Raw genomic sequence first — 15138 nt, forward strand, 5'->3', positions numbered from 1 at the left:
GTAATTATACAAATTTCAACAATTTATGACAATAAAACCAAAATACTTATTATTTTCTACAAGAAAAACTATGCACTATATTATAATCGGGATAATTAAATCTTCCTAGAAATACTATTGTAAATGCAATACGAAGGTTCTATGGCTAAATGAAAAAGACTCCTTCTCTGATCTATTAGAACAGTACCTTCCTCTATTAGAATGAGTAAGCCTGAAAATCAAAAAAACACCATCTCTTAGGTTAATTGCTGAGAGATGGCGTTAAGAGTAATACTATTTAATTTAAAGTTTGATTGCTAATTCAAGCTTCTTGATAACCGCTCAAACACTGTTTGCCTTACAGCATGCTCTCTGAGTTACAAGGCATTTTAACGCAACAGATGTCCATGCCTTATTTGGGGCAATGTCAGCGCTTACTAATTAGTCATCATCTCGGTGAATTTCTACCCTCATCAACAATTGAAATAACCATGGAAACTTCAAATTTTTCGCTTCTCACACCTGAAATAATTTTTTAGCTAAATCTAATGTAATATTACTCATAATAATAGGCCATTTGTCTAACTTATTTATTTAAAATTTCATGAGGATCAATGACAAACTTCTTGGAAGCTCCCTGATCAAATTCAGCATATGCAGCTGGTGCTTGATCTAAAGAAATTGGTGTTGCATTTACAGCTTTAGCAATTTGGGCTTTCCCGCTCAGGATAGCCATCATTAAGTCACGGTGATATTTCATAACCGGTGTTTGACCAGTTACAAACGTATGAGCTTTAGCCCATCCAAGCCCCAAACGAACCTTTAATGTACCGACTTTCGCATCCTCATCGACTGCCCCCGGATCACCTGTAACATATAGACCAGGAATACCCAGTCGCCCTCCAGCACGGGTAACTTCCATTATGGAGTTTAATACAGTAGCTGGAGCTTCACCGGTCCCTTTACCATGTCCGTGGGCTTCAAAACCGACACAGTCAATCGCACAATCGACCTCTGGAATTCCTAAAATCTGTTCAATTTGTTCTCCAAGATTTGGATGTTCTCTAAGATTTACTGTTTCACAACCGAAGCTCTTAGCCTGTGCTAGTCGCTCACTATTTAAATCACCAACGATAACTACAGAGGCCCCTAAGAGTTGGGCAGAATGGGCTGCAGCCAAGCCAACTGGTCCAGCTCCAGCAACATACACAGTAGAACCAGGCTTTACACCAGCACTCACCGCACCGTGATAACCTGTTGGGAAAATATCAGAAAGCATAGTTAAATCAAGGATTTTTTCCAGGGCTTGATCTTTATCTGGAAATTTCAGCAACTGGAAGTCTGCATAGGGAACCATTACATACTCGGATTGCCCACCTACCCATCCACCCATGTCCACGTAACCGTATGCGGAACCGGGACGATCTGGATTAACATTTTCGCAAATATGTGTATTCTGTTCTTTACAACTGCGGCAACGACCACAAGCAATATTAAATGGTACGGATACAAGATCTCCTTTTTTTATAAATTCGACATCTCGCCCTACTTCAATGACTTCACCCGTAATTTCATGACCAAGAACAAGCCCCTCAGGAGCAGTGGTCCGGCCTCGAACCATATGTTGGTCACTTCCACAAATATTCGTTGTTACAACCTTTAGAATTACGCCATGGTCACACTTACGACCGACATTTAAAGGATTTACTCCTGGCCCATCTCTTAGGATCAAGTCTGGGTAGCCAATATCTTCAACAGCTACTTTCCCTGCCCCTCTATAAACTACGGCTCTGTTTCCTGTCATTCATTTTCCCCCTTCATTTTTCTTACCTTAACTACGAAGTTTTTACATCCCCATTGATAGAGTTATCAAAGTTTTTTCTCCTCTTTTATAGAGGGTCTGTTTTTTGAATATTCCCTATCTTAAATTTATTCTAAAAAATGATTCCTTTCTTTGGAAGAACGCACTTTTTTGTGAGAAAGTTACTTAAAGGATACTTTTTGATAAAAAGGGGGAGAAGTATTTTATGCACGATTTACGAAAGGAAGTTAGAAAGAAAATTGAGAATGGTGAATTTAATTGTGAAAAGGAATTAACCTTATCCATCATTAGCGGCAAATGGAAAATTACGATTATTTACTATTTAGGAACTAATGGGACATTACGTTTTAGTGAAATTAAACACCTATTTCCCAAAATCACACATAAGGTGTTAACAACCCAAGTTAGAGAGTTAGAGGAAGATGGTATTGTTCAAAGAAGAGTTTTCCCCGAAGTTCCTCCACGAGTGGAATATTCATTGACAGAACTAGGCGAAAGCTTAATGCCCATTGTTTTAATGATGTATGATTGGGGTAAGCAAAATTTAAAATCGTTCAGTAAGTAAGATAATCACAGAAACAGTTCTTACATTTTCGTAGTTTCACAATTTTGTAGATGATGCACTTAATAAGCCGCGCAATCGTTCTAGTGACAGCAGCTTATAATCACAAATTAAAAGCTGCTGGATTGCTAAAACTACTAAAACTTCATTAACCACCACTAAGAAACGGTAAGCACAATAGTTTAAAATGGTGTGGATGAACTATTTCATAATTCGCAGCCAAGCCCTGTGAGTAAACTCTCTCGAGTGATTCAATGACTAGAGAACCTGTCTACGAAGAAAGCTATAGGGGGCATAATAAAGCCCCCGGTTCGTTCACTAAAAACACCTATCCCCACATTACAATAGACATGAAAAAAGAGGCTTCCCAAAAGTTTTCACAACTAATGAGAAGCCTCGATTAAAATCCTCTATGTTAGCAAACCACTTTCATTTTACATACAAACCCTTATATATCAAGGCATTGACGGGCAGAGGAACTCGGACTAAAACCGCGACATCGTGTCGCAACGTCCGAGTGACCAACTTCGTGTTGGCCTTACATCATGCCGCCCATTCCGCCCATGCCACCCATGTCAGGCATTGCTGGAGTAGCTGGTTCTGGGATATCTGCTACAACTGCTTCAGTTGTTAAGAATAAAGCAGCTACAGATGCAGCGTTTTGAAGAGCTGAACGAGTTACTTTTGCAGGGTCAACTACACCAGCTTCGATCATGTTCACCCATTCACCGTTTGCAGCGTTGAAGCCAATACCTGCTTCTTCACGTTTTAAGCGGTCAACGATAATTGATCCTTCAAGGCCAGCATTGTTTGCAATTTGACGAACTGGTTCTTCTAAAGCACGCAACACGATGCGTACACCAGTTGCTACGTCGCCTTCTACTTCATCAAGTACTTTTTCAACTGCACCGTATACGTTAAGAAGTGCAGTACCACCACCTGATACAATACCTTCTTCAACAGCAGCACGAGTTGAGTTTAATGCGTCTTCGATGCGAAGTTTACGTTCTTTTAATTCTGTTTCAGTTGCAGCACCAACTTTGATTACTGCTACACCACCAGCTAATTTTGCAAGGCGTTCTTGTAATTTTTCTTTATCGAATTCAGAAGTAGTTTCTGCGATTTGAGAACGAATTTGGTTAACACGTGCTTCAATTGCATCACTATTTCCAGAACCTTCAACAATTGTTGTGTAGTCTTTAGATACTACTACTTTACCAGCACGACCTAAAGAAGTTACATCAGCTGTTTTTAACTCTAAGCCAAGATCAGAAGTAATCACTTGACCACCAGTTAAAATTGCAATGTCTTCTAACATTGCTTTACGACGATCACCAAAGCCAGGAGCTTTTACTGCTACTACATTAAATGTACCACGTAGTTTATTTAAGATTAATGTAGTTAAAGCTTCCCCTTCAATATCTTCAGCAATGATTAATAATGGGCGGCTTTGTTGAACAACTTGTTCAAGCAAAGGAAGAATTTCTTGAATGCTTGAAACTTTTTTATCAGTAATTAAAATATATGGATTTTCTAATACAGCCTCCATTTTATCTGTATCAGTTACCATGTAGTGAGATACGTAGCCGCGATCGAATTGCATACCTTCAACTACATCAAGTTCAGTAGTGAAACCTTTAGATTCTTCGATTGTGATAACACCGTCAGTACCTACACGTTCCATTGCATCAGCAATATATTCCCCTACTTCTTCATCAGCAGCAGAAATTGCAGCAACTTGTGCAATCGCTTCTTTGTTTTCTACTGGACGAGAAATAACTTGCAACTCTTGAATTGCTGCAGCAACAGCTTTGTCCATACCTTTACGAATACCTACTGGGTTAGCACCAGCCGTTACATTTTTAAGTCCTTCACGAATCATTGCTTGTGCTAGAACTGTCGCTGTTGTTGTACCGTCACCAGCAATTTCATTTGTTTTTGAAGCAACTTCAGCAACAAGTTTTGCACCCATATTTTCATATGGATTTTCAAGTTCGATTTCTTTTGCAATTGTTACACCATCATTTGTAATTAATGGAGAACCGAATTTTTTTTCTAATACTACATTGCGGCCTTTTGGACCTAATGTTACCTTTACTGCGTTTGCTAATTTATCAACACCTTGTAGCATAAGCGTACGAGCTTCTTCTGAGAATTTAATATCTTTTGCCATTTTGCTAACCTCCAAATTTTATATTCTATTCAAAAATCAAAAGTAGCATGCGAGCGCCAAACAATTCATAGTATGTAAAGGCGCCCATTGCTTAAGATTCATTTTTTACATTTTTAGCCGATTACTGCTAGTACATCACTTTCGCGGAGAATTAAATATTCTTTACCTTCATATTTCACTTCTGTGCCTGAGTATTTAGAGAAGATAATAAGATCGCCTTCTTTTACTTCAGGCTCGACACGTGTGCCGTTATCTAGTACACGACCTGTTCCCACAGCAACAACTTTACCCTCTTGTGGTTTTTCTTTTGCTGAATCTGGAAGTACAATTCCGAATTGTGATTTTTCTTCCACCTCAACTAGTTCGATAATGATACGATCACCTAATGGTCTTAACAAGTGAAACAACCTCCTACAAATTTTAGTTTAAATATCATTATTAGCACTCTCTTCATATGAGTGCTAACACAATTATTATAATAAAGAATTCAATTTATTTTTGCAAGTACGAAGCGTAAAAAATTTTGTTTTCTTTCCATATTCATCTACAATAGAATTTAGTTGGATAATCTTATTCAGACGCCTCTGATAGTTTATCTACTTATACTATGTTTTAAACTCTATTTTTAGAAAGAGGGATTTTCTCTATTGAGTACTACTACTAAGATTCAAACACAAAAAACTGCATTTTACGTATTGCTTACTTACATTGGATTTCAATTATCCGGCTTTATAGTACTTATTCCACCTGTGAGGAAGGTTTTCCTTCATTTTATAAATAAAGACGGGGCAGAGGCAGGTATTGCGATAGCAGGCTGGTGGTCCGCTATATCGGCAATTATTGCTTTCATCGTTTGTATTATTTTAATTAATAAAAATAAAAATTTTTGGAACATATTTAAAGGGGAAAAAGCATCTATACCCGTTTCAATCGGCTGGGGAATTATCGGTTTTTTCCTAGTATATCTAGGTCAATCGATTGGAGCAATGATTGAGTTAGCCCTTGGGATTGACTTCGGTTCGGAAAATACGGAAACCATATTGCTTGTAACGGAAATTGCCCCTATCATGATATTAGCCTCTGTATTTTTTGGTCCGATTTTAGAGGAGTTAGTTTTTCGACGGGTTGTTTTTGGCTCGTTAATACAAACTCAAAGCTTTTGGGTGGCCGGTATCGTTAGTTCCATTGTTTTCGCTGTAATTCATTTAGATTTTACCCATATCATTCTTTATACAATTAGCGGTTTTATTTTTGCATTTCTCTATTATAAAACGAAGCGATTACTTACATCTATTATTGCCCATATGATGTTAAATGGTTTTGTTACATTAGTTCAAATGAATGCTGATAAGCTTCAACAAATTATGGATCAAGTGCCTAAATAAATATCATCAACCACTTCTAGCGTATTTCACTTGAAGTATTGCGCTTTGGGAACAGCTTTCCGTTGTTTTCTAATGTGAAAGACTTTTAAAAGTTTAATAATTAAAAATGAAAAAGCCTATTTTCGAACTTCATGTCCGAAAATAGGCTTAATTTTTATTGTTGCTTTGTCATCTCTTCAATTTGGCGCCGCTGTTCTGCCAGCAATGCTTCTACTTGCTGGTTTTGAGCTTCTTCTTTCTCTTCCTGCTGACGTATTGCTTCCGCGATTTCATATTTTTTATAACCAATTCGTGCGATTACAATACTAATTTCATATAAAATAAATAGCGGAATTGCTATCAGTAAATTTGATATAAGATCTGGTGGTGCAAGTAGTACCGCTAAAACAAATAATACAAAATATGAGTACTTACGGAACTTCACCATCAGCTTTGGATTTAAAATGCCGAGCCGCGCTAAGAACAGCGTCACTACCGGTAATTGAAATATTAAACCAAAAGGAACGACAAGTTTAAATAAAAAGGAGAAATATTCATTTATACCAATTGTTTGTTGAATTTCAAGCTCATTTGATAAGTTCATCATGAAATTCATAATATTTGGAAATAGAATGAAATAGCCGAATGCAAGGCCACCAATAAACAATAAAAAGGCATATGGAATATATTTTAAAGTGGCTTTACGTTCTGTTTCATGTAAACCAGGCGTAATAAAAGCCCATAGCTGATACAGGATAATTGGCGATGTGACAATTAATGCTACAATAAAGGTTACCTCTAAATAAACTGTAAGTGGATCGCCTACATTGAATGCGTTTAATGTTAAATGCTGCTCTTTTTCTCCCGTATGTTGAATAAATTTTATTATCGGTTCTGCTACGTAAAAGCTTCCCACTAATGCAAGAACAAAGAAAATCGCACAAATAAATAAACGTTTTCTTAACTCTTCTATATGTTCAATAACAGTGAGTTCTTTTGGATTCATAATAAGTTGACATCCTTAACTTACTTGTTTTCTTTATCTTTATCTATATCTTTATGCTCAATGACTGTTTTTTTAGTGTCCTCATCATCGATTAATCCGCTTGTACCTTTTTTAAATTCGCGAAGTGTTGAACCTAAAGCCTTTCCAAGCTCTGGAAGTTTTTTCGGCCCGAAAATTAATAAAGCTACAACACCAATAATAACTAGGCTTACTGGTCCAATTGCATTTAAATGCACAACCATGATAGCCACCTCCTCTAATATTATGTACATTTTATCGTATATTGTCGCAATTTGCTAATTATATATTGTGAATACTTTTCGTCATTCACTATTGCGAATTAAATAGATTAATGCCTCTAATTCGACCGATAAATCGATATTCATAATCTTCATCGAATCTGGTACATTAAGTCGAACCGGTGTAAAGTTTAAAATTCCCTTTGCATCGATTGCAGCTAGACGATCGGCCATTACTTGAGCTGAGCGAGACGAAACTGTTAATATTGCGAGTTCCGCATGATATTCATGATACATTTCTTCTAATCGATCCGGATGGTAAACAGGAATACCATTTACTACTTCCCCGTCACGAGGCGCTTTCGAATCGAAAGCTACAACAATTCTTGTATTATGGTTCTTTTGGAAATTATATTTTAAAAATGCATTCCCCAAATTCCCTACACCTATTAACGCAACATTTGCTCCTTCATCTTGATCCAGCGTTTGTCTGAAAAACTCAAGCAAATAAAGAACATCGTATCCATATCCTTTTTTACCAAGCGCTCCGAAATAGGAGAAATCTCTTCGAATCGTTGCAGAATCTATTTTCATTGCTTCACTTAGTTCTTGTGAAGATACTCTTCTTTTTCCTTCATTTGCAAAGTTTTGCAAAAAACGATAATAAAGAGGAAGTCTTTTTGTCGTTGCTTGTGGAATTTTTATTTCTTGTTTCACACAATCCCTCCCTATATGCAATTGGAAATCGTTTTCATCTTACTAAACATGTACAAATAAGTAAAGCATCCGATTGCGTACATTTTCCCCTTCCAGTACACTAATGATAGTGAACTGAGGTGTAAAAATGATTGTATTACAAGTAAATCAATTATATAAATCGTTTGTGACAAATGAAATATTAAGTGGTGTAAAGTTAGAAGTTCAACATCGAGACCGTGTTGCGTTAGTTGGGCGCAACGGAGCAGGAAAATCAACATTGCTGAAAATTATTGCTGGTCAGATGTCATATGATTCTGGTGATATTATTATCCCAAAAGATGTGAAGATTGGATATTTGGAACAACATTCTGGTTTAGAATCGACTTTATCTATTTGGGATGAAATGATGACCATTTTCAAACCGCTGCGCGATAAAGAAAAGAGCTTACGTGCACTAGAACTTCAAATGTCGGATCCAGCAGTCTATGGAAATCAGGATTTATACAGCAGGGTAATGGCGGAATATGACCAATTACAGCACGATTTTAAGGATGCTGGTGGCTATCAATATGAAGCTGATACTCGTTCCGTTCTCCATGGAATGCAGTTTTTTCAAGAAGACTATGATAAACTAATTGCTTCCTTATCAGGAGGTCAACGTACTCGTTTAGCTCTTGCAAAACTTTTATTAAGTAAGCCTGACCTGCTTATTTTAGATGAACCAACCAACCATTTAGATATTGAAACATTGAGTTGGCTTGAAAATTATTTAAAGGCATATGATGGAGCAATCTTAATCGTTTCTCATGACCGTTATTTTTTAGATCAAGTTGTTTCGATTGTTTATGAAGTATCTAGAACCCATGTCACAAAATATGTGGGGAACTATAGCGCTTATTTAGAAGAGAAGGCAAGAAATTATGAAAGAGATTTAAAATTATATGAACGTCAACAAGATGAAAAAGCCAAGTTAGAGGCATTTATACAAAAAAACATTGCCCGCGCATCCACTACAAAAATGGCTCAAAGCCGCCGTAAAGTACTTGAACGTACTGAATGGATGGATGCACCTGATGGCAATGAACGCTCTGCTAATTTTGGATTTACAATCGAGCGCCAAAGCGGCAATGATGTACTATCAATTGATGATTTAACAATTGGCTATAATGGAAAAACAATTTCACAGAACATCTCAATGCGCATCTTCCGTGAAGATCGCATAGCATTAGTAGGGCCTAATGGGGTTGGGAAATCTACTCTACTAAAAACAATTGTTAAAGACCTACCAATCCTCTCTGGAGATATTCGTTATGGAGCAAACGTACAAATTGGTTACTATGACCAAGAACAAGCTAAACTAACGGGAAATAAATCAGTTCTTCAAGAACTTTGGGATGAATGGCCGCTAATGAATGAAAAAGATATTCGTACAATTCTAGGCCGATTTTTATTTAGCGGTGATGATGTTTCAAAGTCTGTTAATTCTTTATCTGGTGGTGAAAAGGCACGTTTAGCATTAGCAAAATTAATGATGCAAAAAGCGAATTTACTTGTGCTCGATGAACCGACAAACCATCTCGATTTAGATAGTAAGGAAATATTAGAAAATGCGTTAATAGACTATCCTGGTACATTGCTATTTGTTTCCCACGACCGCTATTTTATCAATCGAATTGCAACAAAAGTAGTTGAGTTATCAGGAAAAGGCTCTTTTGAATACTTAGGCGACTATGATTATTATATTGAGAAAAAACAGGAGCTGGAGGAATTAGCACACTTGAAGGCTGCTTCATCTTCACAAGTGGTAGAATCGCCTACTCCTTCAAAATCAGCTAATTCTCAAATTGATAAAGATGCGAAAAAACGTGAGCGCCAAATCCGGCGTGCAATTGAAGAAATTGAGAAAAAAATGAACGATTTGTCCGAACAGATTGCAATTATTGAGGAGAAATTATGTGATCCTGAAATTTTTAAAGACCACGAAAAAGTAATGAAACTTCAGACGGAGCTTGATTCTGTTAAATCAGAACATGAAGAAATTGAATTACAATGGCTGGATTTAAATGAAGAGCTTGAAAATATGACTTTGTAATAGTAGATGGGGCATGTCCAGAAAGAAAATTTTCTAAACATGCCCCTCTTTTTCTTTATGCAGCAACTGTGTTTGGAATCTTCTTTTTATTCAAGTATAAAGGAACGGATAATACTCCTAACTTGCTGTCTAATAAGATATGAAAAATGAAAAGCCATCTATTACTGCTTTATCCTGGTTAAGAAAATGGAGTACCATTCAAGTACTACCGAATTGCCCTTGCTTTTTAGATGTCTTTTTATATTATTCGCAAATATTTTACATACATCTTGGTCAATAGACAAATTTCGATAAATTATTTCCACAAATTTATTCACATTATTATCTTAGTAATATCAACCTATCAACACACTTTTCCACATTATCCACAAATCTATTTTGATTTATCAACATTTATGTGTGTAAAAACTAACACTACATATAGGTTTACCACAAGTTACCCACAAGTTATCCCCAATTTGTGCATAAGTACGAATGTTCGCCTTGACAATTAAAGAAAAATATTGTTGAAACTGTGGATAAGTTTTCAGAAAAATTATACAAAATGAAATTACAAATAAGTTTAGAGTATGATACTAAATATGTTAATATAACGTTTTTATACATATTCCGAGATGAAAGCACTTTTTTGTCTGATGCTAGAATACGATTTGGGTCGCCATACTTTTTCTATAAACTGTTCAAAAAAGGAGGCATCCAACTATGACTTTTTGGATGCCTCCTACTTATTATTTTATCCAGCTTTTCAGTTCTTTACCTGGCAGACCATTCATGGATAAATCCCCTCGAACACCTGCATTATACATATAAGCTGCAGCTGCACCTATCATCGCAGCGTTATCTGTACAAAGCTTCAATGGTGGTACAGTAAAAGGAATATTTTCTGCCTCAAAAGCTTGTTCTAAACTTGTCCTTAAGCCCTTATTTGCAGAAACTCCACCAGCTGCAATTACTTGCTTCACTTGGAATTCACGTGCCGCACGGACTGTTTTTGTTGTTAGTACTTCCACAACACTGTCCTGAAAACCTTTTGCGACTTGCTCTGGGATAATTTCTTCCCCTCGTTGATCCATATTATGCTTATAATTAATTACGGCAGATTTCAATCCACTAAAACTAAAATCATAGGAGTCCTCAAGCCATGCACGAGGAAACTCTACAGCTTCATTAGTTTCATGAGCCATTCGATCAATATGCGGCCCTCCAGGATACGGCATATTCAAAACTCTAGCTACTTTATCATAAGCTTCTCCAGCTGCATCGTCTCGTGTTTCTCCAATTACTTCAAAACTGCCATGTTCCTTCATTAATACTAATTCTGTATGCCCACCAGAAACAACTAGTGCCAACAAAGGAAACTGCATTGGTTGGACGAGCGCATTCGCATAAATATGTCCAGCAATGTGGTGCACACCAATAATAGGCAATCCATGTGCAAACGCAAATGCTTTAGCCGCATTAATACCTATTAACAGTGCTCCAACTAATCCTGGGCCTTCCGTAACTGCAACAGCAGTCAAGTCCGACGGCTCCATATTTGCTCTTTGCAAAGCTTCTTCAATAACGATTGTAATTTGTTCAACATGATGACGTGATGCAATTTCAGGAACTACACCACCAAACCTTTTTTGACTTTCAATTTGTGACGCTACGACATTTGAGACAATTTCATTACCATTTCGAATAATAGCTGCTGCAGTTTCATCACAGCTTGTCTCTATTGCTAAAATAATACACTCTTCCATTATAAGTTCACCCACATTACAAGAGCATCCTCTTGGTTATCTGTATAATATCCTTTCCTTATACCGCCCTCTTGAAAACCAAGTTTACGATAAAGGTTTTGTGCAACCGTATTAGATACGCGGACCTCTAGACTCATGACTTCAACTCCATGGTTTCTTGCAATGTCCATTGCTTCACGCATCAGTCCTTCTCCGATTTTTCTACCCCGAGCTTCTTCTAATACAGCAACATTTGTAATTTGAGCCGAATCAATGACAAGCCACATACCACAAAAGCCAATAATGTTGCCATTGTCATCTTCTGCTACTACATAATGCGCAAAGTTGTTTTCTCTCATTTCATAGTGAAAGGAATCCAACGTCCATGGAGTTGGAAAGGAGGCAACTTCAATTGCATGAACTGCTTCTACATCTTCTGGAGTCATCCTGCGATAAAGTACCATAACTATTGCTGCCCCTTCTTCTGTTCCTTTACCCAATTTGCCTCTGCCTGTGCAATACGGTGATATTTAGGAACAAAAGAATGCACTTCTGCTGCATTAAGCAGTGGTTCATTTTCCGCTATTTCAATTAACTTTGAAGCTCTCGGCAAATGAAGAGAAAACGGTGCAAAAAATGCATTATCTCCTAAATATTGAACTATTTGATCTTTAAAATTCGCTGCATCTACTCCAACAAATACTACACGCTCATTCAATTGCTGTAATTGGACTAAGATCGCGTCAATTGAATCATGACGGTCTTCAATTATAGTTTCTAAATTCATTCCATTATACGCAGCAGCATAAACATTTTGTCTGCGTGCATCAAATAAGGTGCAAATGACCCCATTAAATAATTGTGCATTTGCAGCAAGCACTTTTAAACTTGATACCCCAACCAATGGCTTTTTTAGCGTCCATGCAAGCGTTTTTGCCAACGTTACGCCAATTCGAATACCAGTATATGAACCTGGTCCTTCTGATACAGCGATTGCATCAATATCAGCTGGTTTTATATTTACTTTGTTTAAAAGCTCCTCAATTGTCGGCATAGCTGTAACAGAATGAGTTAATTTTATATTTTGCACTACTTCAGCAAGTACTTGTCCATCCTTTACTATTGCAATCGACAACGGTGAATTTGAAGTTTCTATCCCTAACCAAATCATTTAAAATAACTCCTCACACAATCGTTCATAACGCTTTCCGATTGGTTTTAATACAAATTTTCTTTTATTATCATCTATACGATAAATTTCAATTGCTAATCGTTCCTCAGGCAAATCTTCCTTAATTAAATGTGCCCATTCTACAACAGTAACTGCATCACCGTAAAATATTTCATCCCAACCAAGATCTTCATCACTATCAGATAAACGGTATACGTCTAAGTGATTAAGCGGCAGCCTGCCTTCATATTGTTTCATAATTGTAAAAGTTGGGCTATTGACTGTTCTTGTAATTCCTAAAGCCTTTGCCAATGCCTGTGTAAAGGTAGTTTTACCTGCACCAAGATCGCCTTCTAAAGTAATAGTATCCTGTGGTTCAAGTAAATCAGCAATATTTTGTGCTAAGCTTTGAGTTTCTTCTAAGGACATTATCTCTTTTTCAAATATCATTTTACTTTTTCCTCTCACCATCACATTACCTTAAGTTTACCTAAACAATGTTAAATGTTCAAAATGTATTACCTAATTTCTCAAAAATCAATTTTCCCTCGTTGCAAAGTATTTGCATCTGCTAAGGAAAACATTTTGTAGATCACAGCATAGGTTGGTAATACTTTCAAGTAAAGATACAGCACATCCCTAAAAATACGATTCGGGATGTGCCTCCAAAATCGTTAGCGTGTAGAGTATCCACGTTTTTCATAAATTTTTTTATCAATTAACTTATCATTCTCAAAATGAATTTCATACCCTTGTGTCATAAGAAGTTCATCATCCCATCTGAAAACACCTGCGGAAACTTGTTCGCCCCCTCCTTTTGCAATTCCAACAACGTCCATATACGACATTCCATTTTTTAGTTTTGCGAACTCTTCTTCATTCATATATTTTTGCCAATAGTATGCATTTGAATCTTCAATATTATAAATCTTATTTACTTCATATGAATGTTCATAAATTAAAACGATAATCGCAGCAATTATTATAAAAAGAAGGACTAAGATGTTTCTCCGATATCGTTGTTTCAAAAAAATCACCCCAAAAAATGACATACTACTACTATATTTATGTAGTTTTATAATCATGTGACTTTACATATCTCTTGAATATTTAGTCGTATTTTTTGGGCCATTCAATGAATCGTGGGGTTTTAGAATGGGAAAAAGGAGGCAACTTTCGAATTGAAAATTGTAAACTATTTTATCAATAAAAAAATCCTTATAAAGCCTATGCTTTATAAGGACATAAATTCTATTAGTATGGCGGTCCCGACCGGGATCGAACCGGCGATCTCCTGCGTGACAGGCAGGCATGTTAACCGCTACACCACGGGACCGTTTCTATCAGACATCTATTAATATAGCATTAAATAGGTGTTTTTACAATATTTTTTATAAAAATATTAGTAATTTTTTTCACTGATTAATTGATAGCAAGCTGGTTATATTATTTATTAGAACGTGGAAAATAGAGGAAAATAAGTATATACATGCTATGCTTAAAAAAAATTATTAATCCCTATCTAATTGCAAGGCATAAAGCAATGTCCCTCTCTCCCAAGGCACATTAACGCACTGGATTCCCGTGTCAAACTTGCTTCTTTTTTCCCAACCTATGGTTTTGTAGTAAAATGTTGAATATCAGCGGTTTCATTTGCGTGAAGCGACGTCCTACTCTCACAGGGGGTGCCCCCAACTACCATCGGCGCTATCTGCGAAGAGTGATGACACTGCGGAAACCTTCGTCATCTTCCTCGGTACGATGCTCGTGTACATAGTACACTCCGCTTCGTGCCTCCTTGATTCCTTGTTGGTCCTCACACTTCTCGAATACTACTGTTTAAATTATTTTTACTAATCGCGCCGACCAAACCTTCGGTTTTTGGTAGTTGGGGGCTTCCTTTTCTACATATAAAAAAACCGCTGAATATCAGCGGTTTCATTTGCGCGAAGCGACGTCCTACTCTCACAGGGGGAAGCCCCCAACTACCATCGGCGCTAAAGAGCTTAACTTCCGTGTTCGGTATGGGAACGGGTGTGACCTCTTTGCCATCATCACTTCACTTGCACATGGATGTGCTGGCTTCGCCGTTGCAACAGGATGTTGCGCTCTTAGGCGAAGTTCCTTTATTTAATTGAGAGTTCGTTCTCTCAAAACTGGATAAAGACATTGAATTCGTTCAATTATTTGGTTAAGTCCTCGATCGATTAGTATTCGTCAGCTCCATGTGTCGCCACACTTCCACCTCGAACCTATCTACCTCATCGTCTTTGAGGGATCTTACTTACTTGCGTAATGGGAAATCTC

The 15138-nt window shown here is 37.0% G+C and carries 14 protein-coding genes, 1 tRNA gene and 2 rRNA genes; 3 read left to right on the forward strand and 14 right to left on the reverse strand.

All coding sequences use genetic code 11. From position 1 onward, the window contains the following. Window positions 1-565: 565 nt before the first annotated feature. Window positions 566-1783 (reverse strand): formaldehyde dehydrogenase, glutathione-independent, encoded by a 1218-nt coding sequence (gene fdhA / locus EKG35_RS07295; protein ID WP_126293784.1) that lies wholly within the window; start codon window positions 1781-1783, stop codon window positions 566-568. A 223-nt stretch (window positions 1784-2006) separates the two neighbouring features. Here fdhA and EKG35_RS07300 point away from each other — a divergent pair, with 223 nt between their 5' ends. Beyond that, window positions 2007-2366: a winged helix-turn-helix transcriptional regulator gene (locus EKG35_RS07300; RefSeq protein WP_126293785.1), complete on the forward strand. Its 360-nt coding sequence runs from the start codon at window positions 2007-2009 to the stop codon at window positions 2364-2366. Window positions 2367-2901: 535 nt separating this feature from the next. On the opposite strand, the gene groL is transcribed toward EKG35_RS07300, so the two are convergent. Beyond that, window positions 2902-4536, reverse strand: coding sequence for a chaperonin GroEL (gene groL, locus EKG35_RS07310; protein WP_126293786.1), 1635 nt, complete (start codon window positions 4534-4536; stop codon window positions 2902-2904). Between the two features lie 113 nt (window positions 4537-4649). Next, window positions 4650-4934, reverse strand: coding sequence for a co-chaperone GroES (gene groES / locus EKG35_RS07315; RefSeq protein ID WP_126293787.1), 285 nt, complete (start codon window positions 4932-4934; stop codon window positions 4650-4652). Between the two features lie 249 nt (window positions 4935-5183). Here groES and EKG35_RS07320 point away from each other — a divergent pair, with 249 nt between their 5' ends. After that, window positions 5184-5921, forward strand: a complete 738-nt coding sequence (locus tag EKG35_RS07320; RefSeq protein WP_126293788.1) for a CPBP family intramembrane glutamic endopeptidase — start codon at window positions 5184-5186, stop codon at window positions 5919-5921. A gap of 154 nt (window positions 5922-6075) precedes the next feature. On the opposite strand, the gene tatC is transcribed toward EKG35_RS07320, so the two are convergent. The 3 genes from tatC to EKG35_RS07335 all read right to left on the reverse strand — a co-directional run bounded on the left by tatC (window position 6076) and on the right by EKG35_RS07335 (window position 7862). Next, the gene (gene tatC, locus EKG35_RS07325; RefSeq protein WP_126293789.1) at window positions 6076-6906 is read right to left on the reverse strand and encodes a twin-arginine translocase subunit TatC; all 831 of its coding nucleotides are present in this window, start codon (window positions 6904-6906) and stop codon (window positions 6076-6078) included. 20 nt (window positions 6907-6926) lie between these two features. Next, window positions 6927-7148 (reverse strand): twin-arginine translocase TatA/TatE family subunit, encoded by a 222-nt coding sequence (locus tag EKG35_RS07330; protein ID WP_126293790.1) that lies wholly within the window; start codon window positions 7146-7148, stop codon window positions 6927-6929. Window positions 7149-7229: 81 nt separating this feature from the next. Next, complete coding sequence (locus tag EKG35_RS07335) at window positions 7230-7862, reverse strand: redox-sensing transcriptional repressor Rex (RefSeq protein ID WP_126293791.1); 633 nt, start codon at window positions 7860-7862, stop codon at window positions 7230-7232. 127 nt (window positions 7863-7989) lie between these two features. Between EKG35_RS07335 and EKG35_RS07340 the strand changes: the two genes are divergently transcribed. Then, on the forward strand, window positions 7990-9936 hold the full coding sequence (locus EKG35_RS07340) for an ABC-F family ATP-binding cassette domain-containing protein (RefSeq protein ID WP_126293792.1): 1947 nt from the start codon (window positions 7990-7992) through the stop codon (window positions 9934-9936). Window positions 9937-10664: 728 nt separating this feature from the next. Here EKG35_RS07340 and tsaD read toward each other — a convergent pair. From tsaD to EKG35_RS07380, 8 genes are all read right to left on the reverse strand, one after another. Continuing rightward, the gene (gene tsaD, locus EKG35_RS07345) at window positions 10665-11681 is read right to left on the reverse strand and encodes a tRNA (adenosine(37)-N6)-threonylcarbamoyltransferase complex transferase subunit TsaD (RefSeq protein ID WP_126293793.1); all 1017 of its coding nucleotides are present in this window, start codon (window positions 11679-11681) and stop codon (window positions 10665-10667) included. Then, window positions 11681-12124, reverse strand: a complete 444-nt coding sequence (gene rimI / locus EKG35_RS07350; RefSeq protein WP_126293803.1) for a ribosomal protein S18-alanine N-acetyltransferase — start codon at window positions 12122-12124, stop codon at window positions 11681-11683. The genes tsaD and rimI overlap by 1 nt, the downstream gene beginning before the upstream one ends. Window positions 12125-12126: 2 nt before the next feature. After that, window positions 12127-12831, reverse strand: coding sequence for a tRNA (adenosine(37)-N6)-threonylcarbamoyltransferase complex dimerization subunit type 1 TsaB (gene tsaB / locus EKG35_RS07355; protein ID WP_126293794.1), 705 nt, complete (start codon window positions 12829-12831; stop codon window positions 12127-12129). Further along, complete coding sequence (gene tsaE / locus EKG35_RS07360; RefSeq protein ID WP_126293795.1) at window positions 12832-13281, reverse strand: tRNA (adenosine(37)-N6)-threonylcarbamoyltransferase complex ATPase subunit type 1 TsaE; 450 nt, start codon at window positions 13279-13281, stop codon at window positions 12832-12834. It lies immediately after the preceding gene. Between the two features lie 224 nt (window positions 13282-13505). Continuing rightward, window positions 13506-13859 carry a hypothetical protein gene (locus EKG35_RS07365; RefSeq protein ID WP_126293796.1) on the reverse strand — a complete coding sequence of 118 codons (354 nt, stop codon included), beginning with the start codon at window positions 13857-13859 and terminating at the stop codon, window positions 13506-13508. A gap of 232 nt (window positions 13860-14091) precedes the next feature. Next, window positions 14092-14167: transfer RNA gene (locus tag EKG35_RS07370), tRNA-Asp, on the reverse strand. A 610-nt stretch (window positions 14168-14777) separates the two neighbouring features. Further along, a 5S ribosomal RNA gene (rrf, locus tag EKG35_RS07375) occupies window positions 14778-14893 on the reverse strand. Window positions 14894-15018: 125 nt separating this feature from the next. Then, window positions 15019-15138 (reverse strand): 23S ribosomal RNA (locus EKG35_RS07380); the annotation flags it as partial.

Source organism: Lysinibacillus telephonicus (assembly GCF_003966145.1).
Classification (GTDB): Bacteria; Bacillota; Bacilli; order Bacillales_A; family Planococcaceae; genus Ureibacillus; species Ureibacillus telephonicus.